The 14,813-nt window shown below is 41.4% G+C and carries 15 protein-coding genes; 4 read left to right on the top strand and 11 right to left on the bottom strand.

Annotated features, from left to right (window positions below):
- The first annotated feature begins 7 nt into the window (after positions 1–7).
- The gene (locus tag ABTV71_RS27225) at positions 8–1,534 is read left to right on the top strand and encodes a DUF5689 domain-containing protein (RefSeq protein ID WP_433901711.1); all 1,527 of its coding nucleotides are present in this window, start codon (positions 8–10) and stop codon (positions 1,532–1,534) included.
- A 134-nt stretch (positions 1,535–1,668) separates the two neighbouring features.
- The gene (locus ABTV71_RS27220; RefSeq protein ID WP_433901710.1) at positions 1,669–2,349 is read left to right on the top strand and encodes a DUF937 domain-containing protein; all 681 of its coding nucleotides are present in this window, start codon (positions 1,669–1,671) and stop codon (positions 2,347–2,349) included.
- Between the two features lie 150 nt (positions 2,350–2,499).
- On the opposite strand, the gene ABTV71_RS27215 is transcribed toward ABTV71_RS27220, so the two are convergent.
- The 10 genes from ABTV71_RS27215 to ABTV71_RS27170 all read right to left on the bottom strand — a co-directional run bounded on the left by ABTV71_RS27215 (position 2,500) and on the right by ABTV71_RS27170 (position 11,538).
- The gene (locus ABTV71_RS27215; RefSeq protein WP_121121273.1) at positions 2,500–3,480 is read right to left on the bottom strand and encodes a rhodanese-related sulfurtransferase; all 981 of its coding nucleotides are present in this window, start codon (positions 3,478–3,480) and stop codon (positions 2,500–2,502) included.
- 94 nt (positions 3,481–3,574) lie between these two features.
- Positions 3,575–3,790 (bottom strand): DUF3820 family protein, encoded by a 216-nt coding sequence (locus ABTV71_RS27210; protein WP_046673143.1) that lies wholly within the window; start codon positions 3,788–3,790, stop codon positions 3,575–3,577.
- Entirely contained in the window at positions 3,790–4,545 is a 756-nt protein-coding gene (locus ABTV71_RS27205; RefSeq protein WP_433901709.1) for a glycosyltransferase family 2 protein, read from the bottom strand. The genes ABTV71_RS27210 and ABTV71_RS27205 overlap by 1 nt, the downstream gene beginning before the upstream one ends.
- A 2-nt stretch (positions 4,546–4,547) precedes the next feature.
- Positions 4,548–5,462, bottom strand: coding sequence for a glycosyltransferase (locus ABTV71_RS27200; protein WP_433901708.1), 915 nt, complete (start codon positions 5,460–5,462; stop codon positions 4,548–4,550).
- A 3-nt stretch (positions 5,463–5,465) separates the two neighbouring features.
- The gene (locus ABTV71_RS27195; RefSeq protein ID WP_433901707.1) at positions 5,466–6,338 is read right to left on the bottom strand and encodes a glycosyltransferase family 2 protein; all 873 of its coding nucleotides are present in this window, start codon (positions 6,336–6,338) and stop codon (positions 5,466–5,468) included.
- Complete coding sequence (locus tag ABTV71_RS27190; RefSeq protein WP_121120977.1) at positions 6,339–7,799, bottom strand: lipopolysaccharide biosynthesis protein; 1,461 nt, start codon at positions 7,797–7,799, stop codon at positions 6,339–6,341.
- Positions 7,800–7,822: 23 nt separating this feature from the next.
- A complete protein-coding gene (locus ABTV71_RS27185; RefSeq protein WP_108634674.1) occupies positions 7,823–8,566 on the bottom strand; it encodes a DeoR/GlpR family DNA-binding transcription regulator in 744 nt (247 codons plus the stop codon).
- 65 nt (positions 8,567–8,631) lie between these two features.
- On the bottom strand, positions 8,632–9,741 hold the full coding sequence (locus ABTV71_RS27180; RefSeq protein ID WP_433901706.1) for a hypothetical protein: 1,110 nt from the start codon (positions 9,739–9,741) through the stop codon (positions 8,632–8,634).
- A 121-nt stretch (positions 9,742–9,862) separates the two neighbouring features.
- Positions 9,863–10,588, bottom strand: coding sequence for a YebC/PmpR family DNA-binding transcriptional regulator (locus ABTV71_RS27175; protein ID WP_121120973.1), 726 nt, complete (start codon positions 10,586–10,588; stop codon positions 9,863–9,865).
- 2 nt (positions 10,589–10,590) lie between these two features.
- Positions 10,591–11,538, bottom strand: coding sequence for an NAD-dependent epimerase/dehydratase family protein (locus tag ABTV71_RS27170; RefSeq protein WP_121121271.1), 948 nt, complete (start codon positions 11,536–11,538; stop codon positions 10,591–10,593).
- 403 nt (positions 11,539–11,941) lie between these two features.
- Here ABTV71_RS27170 and ABTV71_RS27165 point away from each other — a divergent pair, with 403 nt between their 5' ends.
- Positions 11,942–12,931, top strand: coding sequence for an aspartate-semialdehyde dehydrogenase (locus ABTV71_RS27165; protein ID WP_120260404.1), 990 nt, complete (start codon positions 11,942–11,944; stop codon positions 12,929–12,931).
- A gap of 121 nt (positions 12,932–13,052) precedes the next feature.
- Here ABTV71_RS27165 and def read toward each other — a convergent pair whose 3' ends face one another.
- Positions 13,053–14,279 (bottom strand): peptide deformylase, encoded by a 1,227-nt coding sequence (gene def / locus ABTV71_RS27160; protein WP_433901705.1) that lies wholly within the window; start codon positions 14,277–14,279, stop codon positions 13,053–13,055.
- 105 nt (positions 14,280–14,384) lie between these two features.
- On the opposite strand from def, the gene ruvX reads away from it, so the two are divergent.
- Complete coding sequence (gene ruvX, locus ABTV71_RS27155; RefSeq protein WP_121120968.1) at positions 14,385–14,798, top strand: Holliday junction resolvase RuvX; 414 nt, start codon at positions 14,385–14,387, stop codon at positions 14,796–14,798.
- Positions 14,799–14,813 lie beyond the last annotated feature (15 nt).

Below are 14,813 nucleotides of genomic sequence, written 5' to 3'. Positions count from 1 at the left end.
AGAAAACATGAAAAAACATATAATTTTTTTAATGCTAGGAATTGTTGGGATCTTTTTTTTCAATTCCTGTAAGAAAGATAGTCCAAATTATCCCGGAGGTGAGATTAGCCCTTATATTGGTATCTATGATGTGCGGACAATATTCAAAGGAGCACCCATAGACTTAAATTTAGAGACTTTGGGCGGGTCTTCAAAAATAACGGGGATTGTCACTTCGGATCATAGCGCTGGCAATTTACCGGAAGGGGTGTTAGTGCTTCAAGATCGTAGGAGATTAGATTTATTGCGTGGTATCTCAATTCAGTTGGGGGAGAAAGCAAAGGAGTACTCTCCGGGAGATTCTATCGTAGTCGACTTGGTTGGCGGTAAACTGCAGCGGTTAAACGGAATATTGCAGATAACTGATCTCCCCAGCAGTAAAATTGAGAAAATTTCCGGTGATAATCGCTACCAAGCGCTCCGTGTCACAGCAGATCAAATCCTGAAAGATCCGACAAAATACGAAAGTACATTAATCGTTCTTGTGAAAGGAGGATTTAGCTATACTCCAAGTGAAGGGCAGACATTATCTGGTGACCAAAAAATCAATGACGGCTTCGGTTTTATTACGGTTAGAACTAATCCCAAATCTGAACTAGCAAATTTGCCTCAATATAAAATGGCGAATTATTGGGGAATTCAATTTAATGAGATGTCAGGTGATAGCCTTATTCCTTATCAATCCTTGCGAACAAAGTCAGATCTTGTACAGATCAAATCAGAATACAAAACTCCGAAGGCTATTGTCACTGGGCTTCTGAATGATCCTAGTGGCTCAACAGATGCAAACTATGAATACATGCAGTTTTTAGCAACAGAAGATATCGATTTCTCTAAAACCCCCTTCAGCGTTGTAACTACGAATAATGCAAATGCCTCAACTCCGACAGGCGTACCTACCGATGGTTGGGCTACAGGCGGCTTACGAACATACAAAATTAATCTGACTGCTGGTTCCGTAAAAAAAGGTCAGTTTTTCTACGTGGGAGGAACAAATAAATTGATTAGTGGTGAGAAATCGACGGATATATCGGCTGCTCATTGGATTACAAATTATGATTATGCAAACAAGAGCGGGTATGATTTTGGGACGAAAACCGGTAATTTACTTGCCAACAGTGGAAATGCTTTTGGAGTAGCCATTTTCTCTACTGTTCAAGTTATAAATACAACTATTCCGGAGGATGTCATTTTCGTGAGCACAGGCGGTTCTCTAGCCAGTGCAAGTGCTGGGTACCGCATTGCCAATACTGATTTTTACGATATTGTTAATCCGGTTAATTTAACCAATCAACCATTCTATAGAAATGGAGATAATACCAAAGCATTTGTGTATGTCTCACCATCAGCGGATACTTTTATCCAGTTTAATGGCGAATTTAATATGACACTTGGACGATGGACAAAATCCCGTGTTCAGAACAATGTTTCATTGACAAAAGAGTCGCAGTTAAAAGAGATCGAAAATGAGTTCTCAACAAAGTTGATCGAGTAATACAATATCGCATAGATTGATGATGTAAACGCCCTGTGTAGTTAAGACTCCACAGGGCTTTTTGTTGTTGGCATATATTTTCTAAACTCCTCATAAAAAATCGTTATCTTCATCTTAACTATAAACGAAGACTTATGAACTTAACAGACTTAGTTACAGGAGGAGTTGGCTCGAAAGCAATAGAAGCCATTTCTAAAATGACAGGCGTCAGTGAATCCAAAGCAAAATGGATTGTGGCAGCGGCTGTTCCTTTGATGATCGCAGCACTGAATTACAATGCGAAAAACAAAGGCCAATCGGAAAACATCGACAAAGCGATCGATCAACATAGCGGTGGCGGTATCTTCGATAAGATAGGTGATTTATTTGGTCAGGGCGGATCCGACGACGGGAACAAGATTGTCAACCATATGTTTGGGCAAAATACAGAAGTGGTGACACAGAATATTGCCGATAAAGCTGGTATCAGTTCAGCGCAGGTCACAGGTGTTCTAGCTACACTAGCACCTATTGTCATGGGATATCTTGGTCAGCAAAAACAGACGTCCAACGGCGGCGGCATTGGTGACCTGATCGGATCTGTTCTAGGTGGCGGCGGACAGCAAAGTGCAGGTGGTGGTATGCTAGGGGGAATCCTTGGCTCATTTTTAGGTGGCGGACAGGAAGAACCTGCACAAGAAACACAACAGGCTTCCGCAGGTGGCAGTATGACTGATATGTTGGGCGGTCTGGCTGGAAGTTTCTTTGACAAAAGTAACGATGGCCAATCCAAAGGAAATATCCTCGATTCAATCGCAGGAATGTTTGCGAAGTAAAGCAATCTTACAACATAAAAAAAGTCGGTAACTGATCAGTTACCGACTTTTTTTATGAAAGTATTTGTTTCTATTGGCAAGAAAGAACCTTCAGTTTGCTTCCATAGCTGTTGGTGCTAGCGAAATCATGAAGGTTTTATTGAATTAATTTTAGACCTTCACTTTAGGTGGGAAATTCTTATGTTTTCTCTTGCTGATTTTGTCTACATTGACGGGTTGTGGTATCTTTACATAGTATCCTGTGCCATCGTATTCCCGCTTATTCGGACTTTCCTTACAGGCCGCCGAACAACAGCCATCCATTTCCCAGCCACATTCATCGCATTGGGTGAAATGCTCATTACATACGGGGTTGGCACAGTTGATCATCTTGGTGGTCTGTTTACCACAATTGAAACAGGTTGATACCACAGATGGATTGACCGAATTGACATCTACTGTAACACGATTGTCAAAGACATAACATTGGCCTTCGAAATCTTCGCCACCCGCTTCTTTGCCATATTTAATGATTCCACCATGCAATTGGTAAACATCCTCAAAACCTTCTTTTAATAGTAGGGCAGAAGCTTTTTCACATTTGATCCCGCCAGTACAGTAAGTCAATATTTTTTTTCCTCTATATTGTTCCAGCTCTTTGATCTTTTCTGGAAACTCGCGGAAATTGTCGATGTCCAGGGTCACTGCGTTTTTAAAGCGACCTACACTATGTTCGTAGTTTGAACGCACATCCAATACAACGACATCTTCCTGGTCTTTCATGGCCAAGAAATCTTTTGGCTCCAGATGCACACCTGTTTGTCGGTTCGGATCGATTTCTTTCGGATCTCTTAGGCCAGAGTGCACGATTTCAGCTTTATAGCGACAGTGCATTTTGATAAAAGAAGGTTCTTCAACATTGTCGATCTTAAATTCTGTTTTGTTAAAACGACCATCCGCATAAATGGCATCCATATATTGCCGACAAGCCTCAATCGTACCCGAAACGGTACCATTCAAGCCTTCATCAGCGACGATAATACGTCCTACTAAGCCAAGTGATTTACAAAATTCAAGGTGATCAGTCGCAAATTGTTCTGCGTTTTCGATAGGGCTGTAACAATAGTACAGCAATGTTTGATATTGTGTCATGATATTCATTGATACCGCTGCAAACGGCGTTTAATGCAAAAATAAATTCACTGCAAAGCTACGAAAAATAATAAATGGAAGAAAATGACCTTCGTCACCTTTTCTTCAAAGGTTCCAGAAGATATTCCAGGCCGTTTAGCTTGATCTCATACAGTGTGGCCAGTTGCTGACCTAATTTGCCTTTAGGGAACCCTTTTTGATTGTACCAAACCAAATAAGGCTCCGGAAGATTGCATAACGTGTAGCCTTGATATTTGCCGAAAGGCATTTTAACTGTGACAAGTTCAGTGAGGATTTCAGGATTTAGCATCAGTCTTGGGGTTTGCCGTAATTAATGCGGTACCAGATCGCTTTTAAAGCGATGATCCCATGATTGAATAAATTGGGAATGGTGCCGTAATAGTGTTTGAAGATGGCGAAGCGTTCTTTTAGAGACTCCTTATGTCGCTGTTTTGACATCCCGCCGACGAGATAGCGTGCGACATATTGATGCGCATTAACAGATTTATTTGCCTTTTTAGCACAGCGAATGACCCAGTCTATATCCGCGCAGAGTTTATAATTGAGGTCGTATGGTTCTGCAATACTCCGTTTGATATAGATGGCCTGGTGACAGATATTCATGCCATAACGAAAACTCTTCCAGTCGAAATTTGCGGGTACCTTATGTCTTCGTTCACCGATAATAGTCCTATCGCCATCTATCAGTATCGTTTCACCATAGAGGATATCGGCGTCACCACTGAGCTTTGCTAGGTTTTCGATGCTGTTGAGATCGTATATTTCATCGCCGGAATTCAAAAAGAGGACATAGTCCCCCGTAGCCAAAGCAAGGCCTTTGTTCATCGCATCGTAAATTCCTTTGTCTTTTTCAGATAATATGACCGAAATTTTATCCTGATATTTTTGAATAATGGCTAAAGTGCCATCGGATGATTCCCCGTCAATGACGATGTATTCAATATTGTCGTAAGTCTGGTTAACAACCGATTTGATGGTGTGCTCAATATCCCGCACATTATTGTAAACGACAGTGATGATTGAAAATTTTGGATGAGCAGCCATGTCTATTTATTGAGTTTGTTAATTTTCTTTCTGAGGAACCGGATGCCCCGACTGAGTAAAGAACCTTTCCGATGTGCGTAAAAATATTTGATCGCTTTATAGGCCTGCGTATTCTCCACTATTTCTGTTGGAAAAAAAACTATAGGACGATCAGCTAATGTAACCTGATAGGTTGATTCTGCTGCTGTATGGGTGCCAGTACCATCATTGCCGATATTCTGTGTCATCGAATTCCTCGGATACAAAACTAGTCCATTTTTTTTGAATACCGAAGCGTACCAACGGATTGCCCAGGAGTTGATCTTTCCGCTGCGAAGTTCCTGTACCTGCTTCCAAAAGTTCTCTTTTCCTTCAATACTGAATTGGTGAATCTGTTCCTCCGAAAAATCAGAAACAAGCTCATCGATGTCTGGGTTAAAATGTTGCCACGCACGGTCCCATGTTGCCCAGCCCCAGCTATTGGCTACCCGAAAGAAAAACGTTTCAGGAAGCTCATGTAGGTTTTGTACAGGGTAACCGTAGCCACTGATCTGCATGACCTGTTCATCTTCCCGATAACGGTCTAGCGCTTTATTAAAATAATCAAGCGCAAATGCAGATGTTTCAAGATCGTCTTCTAAAACGATAATCTGCCCATGTTCATGCACGACCTTCGTCACACCATCGATGACATTGGCGGCCAAGCCCCAGTTCTTGTCCCGTTCGATAATTTTAATCTGTTGAAAATGCCAGGGTCTTTTAATAATCCTACGGACTTCTTCGACTGCCTGAGCCGCGCGTTCATCCTTTGCTGCATCCGAATAAATATAGAGAACAGTCTGATCAGCATACTTGTTTCTCTCCAGGGCAGCGAGTGTTTTTAACGTATGCGACGGACGATTATACACAAAGAGTAAAACTGGAGCAGGACTATCCATCTGTCAAAAAATTTTGTTAAAAGCTTTTTTATTAGCCCGACGGGTATTCCGGACTTCTCCGGTCTTGCCTAATAGTCTAAAAGCGATATTGAGATAACTTCTTGTTTCAAAAATACGACCTTTACCCAAAGAAGACAGCATTTTCTTTACGCTCGCCAATATAGCCATCGAAAAAGCCTTTGTAAAGGTATAATTGATATTGCAATATTCCGTCAGATGATAAACGAATTCGCTTTTTAGAAAAACTTTGCGATCTACTTGGCGCTGCTGTCTGTCGTGATAAGCCCGGGCATCTTCAGCCAGCACAAAGTTCAGTCCATAATAATGGATGCGGTTGGCATAATCTTTATCTTCTCCATAATGGAAGAAAATTGGAGAAAAACCGCCGACTTTTTTGATGACAGCTTTAGGTATCAACCAAAAAGCAGCATTGACGAATGAGCAGGTTCGGTAGGAATTTTCAAACTGCGTATGTTTCGTATAGACTGAGAATCCATGGTCGAGTTTTTCCTCCGTACCATCGTAGTGGATGGGAGAAATAATGCCAATGTTTGTGGTATTCACTTTGATCAGGTTGGCGATGCAGTTCTGATCTACCCAAGCGTCCTGATTGACCAAAAAGGCGTAGTCATAATCTTCCCTCAGGGCGATGGTCAACCCCATGTTGTTGGCCTTTCCAAAACCGAGGTTTTCGGGGCTTTCTATCAGTCTGACTGACGGGTAAGTTTCTTTGATGATACGGGTGGTATGATCTCTTGAGTTGTTATCTATAACAAGGATATCCGTTCGATGGCTTGATGCTAACAAACTGGGTATGCATTTGTGAATCCAAGGTTCAAAATTATAAGAAACGATTATGGTGAGAATCCTGGCCATCTATTTTTTTCGGATAACTGTGATGACATAGCTGAATAATTCAAGCAAAATACTCGGCTTAAAGATTCTATTGACGATGATATAGGCACAGACGGCGACAACAATAGTACTTGCAAACCGGAGATAAAGGTTGGCAATGGATGCGGTGGCGTAGTGTGCTGCCAAACAGCTGATACCGGCTAATATAGCATATGAAAATACATCCTGAATTAGATAACGGAATGAATAGGTCATATAAGGTTTAGCCGAAGCGTACCAGACAAATATCCATAGCGCGTTTAATCCTGAGGTTAAGGCGATGAGCATTTCAATGCCAAGCGATTTGCCAAAGACTAAAATAGCGATTTGAAGTAAACCAAAAACAACGATATTTCGCATATAGATCTGGGACTTACCCTTGCTGATAATCAAGCTGGAGAAGACATTGCTTACAGAATCGAAAGCCGCGCCAATACAGAAAATTTGAAGAAAGATAGCACTTTGCTGCCATTTTTCGGTTATTGTAATCGTAATGAAGTCTTGTGCAACTGTAGTTAAACCAAATAACATTGGAAAAGCCAAAAAAGCTGTAAAGGAGATGAGCTTGCGGAATACACGAAGCTGTCTATCCCTATCATCTTCTATTTCCCGCAGAATCGGCTGTGTAACATTATTGACCATATTGGTCAAAATATTCTGCGCCATTTGGCTCCATTTATTTGGTTGAACAGTATATCCTAGTTCTTCGGTTGTATAATGTTTTCCCAAAATTGCCGCATATATATTTTTATTAATATTGATAAAGATATTGGTAACCAGTATTTTACTGCTAAACCCTAGAATATCGCGGATAGGACTGAAATCAAAGGTAAATGAGGGCTTGAATTTGGAGAAATACCAAAAGCCAAGCATATTAAAACCACTATAGGAAACGATTTGAACGGCAAATGCCCAATAGGCATAACCTTTATAGGCTAAATATATACCAATTGTATTTGATAAGATAAGGGCCAAAGTCCCGGTGATCACTCTTTCCTTGATCTTTAAATTGCGGAAAAGGTAGGCGTTATGTGCAATCCCGAAACTTCCTAACCAGAAGGACAGAAAGGTGAAGCGACTGAGTTCAACAAGTACCGGCTGGTTGTAGTACAGGGCAATGAGAGGAGCTGAAAAGAATAATACAATATAAATAAATGTACCTATCCCAACACTTGTCCAGAATACGGCATTATAATCTTTGTGCTGAACTTCTTTTTTATTGACAATACCATAGATAAAACCACTTTCCTGAAATGCCGATGCAAGAACAGAGAATATGGTAATCATGGCTACTAAACCGTAATCTTCTGCTGTTAGTTTACGATTTAGTAGAATACCGAAGCCGAAGCCCAAAAACTGCTGGATAATACTGGCCATGCCACCCCACAGCAGTCCTTTTGTTGTTTTTGATTTTAAAGAGTCATTTTCCGTTTGCGATGACATGCTAAATTAAATGAGCGGCAATATTAAAGTATTGCAATTGTATTCGCAAATTCTTTTAAGGAAACATCGGTCGGATTGATATCAGTAATCAAATAGGAAATATCACGTAGGGGTACTACTTTCATTTTTTGAACGGAATTGAGTTTCTCCGCAATACTGAGTATAGCAACCTTTTTAGAACATTTGATCATTGCGCGCTTGATCTGCACCACCTCCCAGTCTGAGTCAGTAACTCCGTCTTCTACAGAAAGTGAATTGGTTCCTAATAGACAGAGGTCTACCTTTAAATCTGCTAATTCATTGGCCACCTGAGCGCCGGATACAATATTTGTATTACGTGAAAGCTTTCCGCCGACCAAGATCACCTCGAGATTAGGTTTCTCCGCGAGTTCCAATGCGACCAGTGGACTGATGGTAAAAAAGGTACATTGAAGATGATCCGGAATTGTCCGCGCTAGCTCGATAAGGGTCGTTCCCCCGCCAACAAGTACTGTCATGCCATTGGAGATCAGAGTGCTTGCCTTTTTTGCAATCTCTTTTTTCGCTTCTTTTGCGTAGACATTTCCATCCTGAAAAGGAAATTGAAAGGACTTGGAGAGTGCTCCACCATAGACTTTTAAAACTTTGCCGTTTTCTGCGAGCTCGTTCAGGTCACGTCGGATAGTATCTTCGGATACATTCAGTTGAACACTTAGATCTGAAGATAAAACTTTGTTATGTAGATTGATCTGATGTATAATAAATGCTTGTCTTTCTTCCTTTAACATTGGTCTTTGGTTTTAATCGGAATTTTTAAACTAATTGAAAAAAATCAGTTTAAATGTAGTGAAAATTATTCTTCCTTTTTATCAATTTTTGTTAATCCAGCTTTGAAGCGAGGTTTAAATCCTGTCGGCTTGTTTGCCGCTGCCTGCTCCTGCGCAATTTCGTTGTTCTGTTGCAGTTCATCGGCCGGTTTGTCCCTGTTGCTTTCCGGTAGCGTTGGCGTCGCCTGTGGAGTAGGGGCAGCGGTCTGCTGTATGTTCAGGTCTTCTGTTGGTGGAACCACTTCTTGTGTCGAGTCGGTATTTGCTGTTTTGGTTATCCCTGCTTTAAATCTCGGCTTAAAGCCGGCGGGCTTCGAGATTTCGCTTGCCGAACTGTTCGGGGCCTCCGCAGGTGAGGAGGTATCCGCTGTCGCAGCGCTATTTGCAGATACTGGAGTTGTCTTCGTGTCCTCTACTGGCATCGTCTTTTTTTGCGAAGAATCCGCACTTTCTGTTTTCGTTACGCCCGCTTTGAAGCGTGGTTTGAACCCAGTTGGCTTGGCGGTTTCAGCCGGCGCTGGGGCCGTCGTCTCTGAAGGTGTTACTGGATTTTCTTCCAAAGTTGCTGACTGTTCAGGTGCAGCAACTTTTGTCACGCCCGGCTTGAACCGTGGTTTGAATCCCGTGGGCTTCGGCGTTTCTGGAGCCGAAGCCTCTGACGAATCTTTAGATGTGGACGTTTCTTCCGTTGGTTCTGCACTTTTAGTTACGCCGGACTTAAAGCGGGGCTTAAACCCAGCTGCCTTCGGTGTTTCTGTTACGGCGCTATCAGCCGCTTCTGAACGTGTTGTGGATGGTTGTGTTTTATGTTCCTCCTTTTGATTGGCGGGCTCGGACGGGACAGGTGCTTTAAAACGAGGTTTGAAACCTGCAGGTTTTGACGCATTGGCGTCTGTTGTGGGGGAAGTCGTTTCTATTTTGTCTTCCTGGATTGTTTTTTTGACAACCACCACCTCTTCTTCCGTTAGATGGAAGCTCTTCCGAAGTTTGTTGAACCAAAACTTCTTACTATGATCAAAGCTTTTCTCGCCCATAGCAGAATAGTGTGCTTTGAACTCTTCAAATAAGGGTTCATCTGCAGCTTTTAAAGCTTTTAAATCAATTTTCTTTTTCGTGAAAAACTCTTCAAAAGTCATCCTGTTATGCGTTTGATATAGTCTATTACAAATGTAGTAATTTTTCCGACGGAGCTGGGAGGCATTTCAATAAAAAAAGAGCGACTAGCGCTCTTTTTAGATATTTTGTGAGATACACAGTTTAAGCCATGTTATGGTATACCGCCTGTACATCATCATCCTCTTCGATTTTATCGATCATCTTCAGCACGTCCGCGGCTTGTTCCTCTGTAATGTCAGAGTGCGATAAAGCAATACGTTCTAATTTAGCCGAGGTTACTTCGATGCCTTTCTCTTCCAGCAGTTTTTGCATATTACCGAAATCCTCGAAAGAAGTCTGCACTACGGCAACATCATTACCTTCTTCATCAGCTTCAACGTATAATTCTTCCAAACCACCATCGATGAGCTCTAGTTCCAGTTCTTCAAGATCCAATTCGTCTGTAGCTGCAAAACGGAAAATAGATTTGCGATTGAAAATAAAATCCAATGATCCTGTTTTTCCCAACGAACCGCCAGCTTTTGTAAAATAGCTACGGATATTTCCTACGGTACGGTTGGTATTGTCAGTTGCTGTCTCGATCAAAACCGGCACACCATGTGGGCCATAACCCTCATATACATATTCTTCATAACCTTTTGAATCTTTCTCCGAAGCGCGTTTTATAGCCGCTTCTATACGATCTTTAGGCATGTTTACAGCCTTAGCATTGTGTATTGCTGTGCGAAGTCTCGAGTTGGTTTCAGGGTGCGGGCCGCTTTCTTTGACCGCCATAGCGATCTCTTTACCTAAACGTGTAAATTGTACGGCCATCTTAGCCCAGCGTTTGAATTTCCGCTCTTTTCTGAATTCGAAAGCTCTTCCCATTGTTATATTTTGTTTTTAAGATTCTCAATCATATCGACTGTCATCTTCTGGATGTCAAATGCTGGCTTCCAGTTCCAGTCTTTGCTTGCGTATGAATCATCCAGACTTGCAGGCCATGAATCGGCAATCTGCTGTCTCGGGTCATTCGCTACGTAAGAGATTGCAAAATTAGGAAGAATTTTTTTAATTTCTTGTGCGAGTTCTTTCGGAGTAAAAGTAATACCACCAAGGTTATAGGCATGACGGATGCTCAAACTTTCCTGTGGTGCGTCCATTAGCTCGAGTGTGCCGCGGATGGCATCTTCCATATATAACATCGGTAATGCTGTGTTCTCGGATAGGAAACATTCGTATGTACCTGTTTTCAGTGCCTCATAGAAGATATCAACAGCATAATCTGTTGTTCCGCCTCCCGGTTCGGTCTTCCAGGAAATAATACCGGGATACCTCACGCTACGGATATCCAATCCGCGGTGCTCCTGATACCATTCGATAAGACGTTCACCTGCAAGCTTACTGATGCCATAGATTGTATTCGGATCCATAACACAGTATTGGGCTGTATTATCCTTTGGTGAGTGCGGGCCGAAGACAGCAATGGAACTTGGCCAGAATATCCTTGAAACTTTATATGTAACAGCTAGGTCAAGCACGTTGAGCAATCCATTCATATTAAGCTCCCAGGCTTTTTCAGGATATTTCTCTCCTGTTGCTGAAAGCATGGCTGCCAATAAATATACTTGAGTAGGTTTATATTTTTGAAACAATATGTCCAGACCATTTTTGTCAAGCACATTTGCAATTTCAAAATTCTCGTCGGGGCTTTTTGTCTGTGGTTCTCTGATGTCTGTGGTGACAACATTTTCTGCACCAAATTTTTTACGCAGAGCGATTGCCAATTCAGTACCGATTTGGCCGTTTGCACCAATGATAATAATGCTTTCTTTCATGATGCAAATATAGCGGCTTTTCATTAGCTAGCAACTGTTTGATGCAAAGGACAGTCTCCTAAAAATGTTAATTTATAGACTCTTGGCGCAGTTTTTATGAGATTTTAAACCGTTTCAATCGTTTGTTCTTTTTTTTTGAACGAGCAGCGAAAATTTTTATTTTTTTTGAATTATCGTTACTTCAATTTTTTTAGGTCAAATACGGCGGTTTGTGCTCAATATTTTTTTGATCAAGGTGGAAAAAACAAAACCGTTGTGACTTTTTTAGCAGAATGGGGGATAATTTATTATTTTAATAGCGTAATTACGGAATATTTTTTAAATTTGAAGAATTCATTCTTCAAGAATCAACTAAAAACAAATCAAATAACAAATTTTATATACAATTTAAACACAGACAAAAATGAAAGTGGCAGTAGTCGGCGCAACAGGCCTTGTAGGTACTGAGATGCTAACCGTGTTGGCGGCGCGAAATTTCCCAGTAACAGAATTGATTCCGGTAGCTTCAGAGCGCAGCAAGGGTAAGGAAATTGAATTCAAGGGAAAGAAGTATAAGGTGGTTACACCATCTGAGGCTATTGCTTTGAAACCTGATGTTGCATTGTTCTCCGCGGGAGGCGATACGTCCAAAGAATTTGCACCAAAATTTGCAGAAGCCGGAATTACAGTCATTGACAATTCTTCCGCATGGCGTATGGATCCGACGAAGAAATTGGTCGTTCCGGAAGTAAATGGCGATGTATTATCTGCTGATGATAAAATCATTGCAAACCCGAATTGTTCAACTATCCAGATGGTAGTGGCGTTAAAACCATTACATGATAAATATAAAATTAAACGTGTCGTAGTTTCGACTTATCAGTCCGTAACCGGGACTGGTGTAAAAGCCGTTAATCAGTTGATGGACGAGCGTGCCGGTAAAGAAGGCGAGAAAGCTTATCCTTATCAGATTGATTTGAATGTTATTCCGCATATCGATGTATTCCAGGAAAATGGCTACACAAAAGAGGAAATGAAAATGATTTTGGAAACAAACAAAATCATGCGTGACGATTCAATCAAGGTAACAGCAACAACTGTGCGTATTCCAGTGATGGGCGGGCACTCCGAATCATTGAACATCGAATTCGAAAATGACTTTGATCTAAATGATGTACGTGCTGCATTAGCTGCTCAAAGTGGTTGTATCGTTGTTGATGATCCTGCTAATCTTCAATACCCGATGCCAAAAGATGCACATGGTAGAGATGAGGTTTTTGTAGGACGTATCCGTCGTGATGACTCGCAACCGAATACGTTAAATATGTGGGTAGTCGCAGACAACCTGCGTAAAGGTGCAGCGACGAATGCCGTTCAAGTTGCCGAACTATTAGCAGAAAAAGGATTGATCTAAATTCAAGTAGATTCCATGATATTGAGCCCCCACGATGCAATTCATGGGGGCTTTTTAATGACGCATGATGGTTGATTGATATCCAGTCATGCCCTTTAAGGATCTCCAGTAAATCTGAAATCTACGGTGTTAAGCTTTTTGGTAAAATAGAAAAATCAATTTTATCATTCAGTGGCACATAGTTTTCTTTTTGTTGTTCCTCCAGACGATCAGGAAATAATATGCCGAAGAGGTGATCCGTTTCATGCTGGAAGATTACTGCGGTAAAGCCTTCAATGTTCTCTTCAATCACTTTTCCTTCCTTATTGATGTATTGTAGACGGATTGCATAGCTCCGCAACACATCTTCTTTGCGGTTGGGGATGGAGAGGCAGCCCTCGGCTCCCCTCCGTTTTAGCTTCGAACGCCAAAGGATTTTGGGGTTTACATAAAACTCGAAAGGTTGTTCCGGCTTGTCAAACCGCTGTACCCAGATGAGATTTTTGTTGATGCCAATTTGGGGAGCAGCTATTCCCACGCCTGGGTGATTTGGATCCCGAACGGTCGCAAACATTCGCTTTGAAAGCGTTTCTAACAGTGGGTCGTTGTATTTAACATCGTTGCTTGTTGCTTTCAATACCTTTAAATCTTTTTCGTCGGTAGTTTGCAATACACGAAGAAGCGTGTTTTCATCCCCTGACAAAATAATCTTCTTATCAGCTTCTGTAAATTCCTGTCCACCATTTAGGTTAACGGGACGCTCATTCTTCGCTTTATGAAAGGCTTTTTCTCCTGCCATAATTTTTGTGTCTAAATTATTTTCTATTGGGGGAACCGGACAACGATAACCGTTGCTGTAGGCACAATAAGGATTGTAAGCCTTATTAAAATCTATTTCAATGATACTGCCCTTGATGTCATCCGTGGATAAGTCGATATATCGTCCGCCACTATAGCTCTCCTGGCCATTTGTCTGATCTAAAAATGGTAAAAATAAATGTTTTTTATAGGCAGGATTTTGAAATAAGGCCACACTCTGGTAAATATTCAATGTCCTTTCAGCCCCATTCAATTGAAATGTCACTGTCGCATAACGTTTGTACTCGTTGCTGGTGCCGTCATAGGTCGGCATACGAAATACAGGTGCATCAAATAGGACCTCTATATGGGCTTTGACTTTATAATTTGCGCTTACAGGGAAGTAATCCAAAGAGGCCACTTGTTCTGCCTTCAACGGACCAAATTGTTCTTTGGCCAATTCCAAAGCTTTTTCCTCGCGCTGGGCCAAAATTTGTTGCTCATAATTGCCCTGGGCATGGCCATATAGGCAAAATGCAACAAAAAGGCTGGCAATAACTGTTTTTCTCATTTATCTTTTAAATAGTCTATCAAAGTTATAGCTTTTTTAATGAATCTCAATACGCATATCTCAATACTCATATCTAAATTGTACTTTTGTAAAAAAAATGGTTCCATGAGGTTAATGGCATTTGATTACGGTACAAAACGAATTGGGGTTGCAGTAACCGATCCGATGCAAATTATTGCTACGGCACTGACGACAGTACATCCGCAGGATATTTGGACTTTTCTAACGGATTACCTCCAAACAGAACAGATCGAAACATTTATTGTCGGCAGGCCCAGGCAAATGGATGGATCGGACTCCGAATCAGCTTCGCACGTTGTCGGGTTTATGCGTAAATTGAAAAAGATATATCCGACGATCCCGGTTGTCGAAATTGATGAACGCTTCACCTCAAAAATGGCTTCAGCAGCCATTGCTCAAAGTGGCAAAAAGAAAAAGGACCGTCAACAGAAAGGCCTGATCGACACGGTATCAGCGACGATTATTTTACAAAGCTACATGGATAGTCGCAGCTTTTAAATGAGAATTCATAGC

It is taken from the genome of Sphingobacterium puteale, assembly GCF_050986225.1.
Taxonomy (GTDB): domain Bacteria; phylum Bacteroidota; class Bacteroidia; order Sphingobacteriales; family Sphingobacteriaceae; genus Sphingobacterium; species Sphingobacterium puteale.
Note: the sequence above shows the minus strand (reverse complement) of the source record. Positions and strands in the feature narration are given on the sequence as shown.

Bases quoted from the DNA above. Each gene is read 5' to 3' on its own strand.
- ABTV71_RS27225 (WP_433901711.1), top strand. From the start codon at position 8: ATGAAAAAACATATAATTTTTTTAATGCTAGGAATTGTTGGGATCTTT.
- ABTV71_RS27220 (WP_433901710.1), top strand. From the start codon at position 1,669: ATGAACTTAACAGACTTAGTTACAGGAGGAGTTGGCTCGAAAGCAATA.
- ABTV71_RS27215 (WP_121121273.1), bottom strand. From the start codon at position 3,480: ATGACACAATATCAAACATTGCTGTACTATTGTTACAGCCCTATCGAA.
- ABTV71_RS27210 (WP_046673143.1), bottom strand. From the start codon at position 3,790: ATGCTAAATCCTGAAATCCTCACTGAACTTGTCACAGTTAAAATGCCT.
- ABTV71_RS27205 (WP_433901709.1), bottom strand. From the start codon at position 4,545: ATGGCTGCTCATCCAAAATTTTCAATCATCACTGTCGTTTACAATAAT.
- ABTV71_RS27200 (WP_433901708.1), bottom strand. From the start codon at position 5,462: ATGGATAGTCCTGCTCCAGTTTTACTCTTTGTGTATAATCGTCCGTCG.
- ABTV71_RS27195 (WP_433901707.1), bottom strand. From the start codon at position 6,338: ATGGCCAGGATTCTCACCATAATCGTTTCTTATAATTTTGAACCTTGG.
- ABTV71_RS27190 (WP_121120977.1), bottom strand. From the start codon at position 7,799: ATGTCATCGCAAACGGAAAATGACTCTTTAAAATCAAAAACAACAAAA.
- ABTV71_RS27185 (WP_108634674.1), bottom strand. From the start codon at position 8,566: ATGTTAAAGGAAGAAAGACAAGCATTTATTATACATCAGATCAATCTA.
- ABTV71_RS27180 (WP_433901706.1), bottom strand. From the start codon at position 9,741: ATGACTTTTGAAGAGTTTTTCACGAAAAAGAAAATTGATTTAAAAGCT.
- ABTV71_RS27175 (WP_121120973.1), bottom strand. From the start codon at position 10,588: ATGGGAAGAGCTTTCGAATTCAGAAAAGAGCGGAAATTCAAACGCTGG.
- ABTV71_RS27170 (WP_121121271.1), bottom strand. From the start codon at position 11,538: ATGAAAGAAAGCATTATTATCATTGGTGCAAACGGCCAAATCGGTACT.
- ABTV71_RS27165 (WP_120260404.1), top strand. From the start codon at position 11,942: ATGAAAGTGGCAGTAGTCGGCGCAACAGGCCTTGTAGGTACTGAGATG.
- def (WP_433901705.1), bottom strand. From the start codon at position 14,279: ATGAGAAAAACAGTTATTGCCAGCCTTTTTGTTGCATTTTGCCTATAT.
- ruvX (WP_121120968.1), top strand. From the start codon at position 14,385: ATGAGGTTAATGGCATTTGATTACGGTACAAAACGAATTGGGGTTGCA.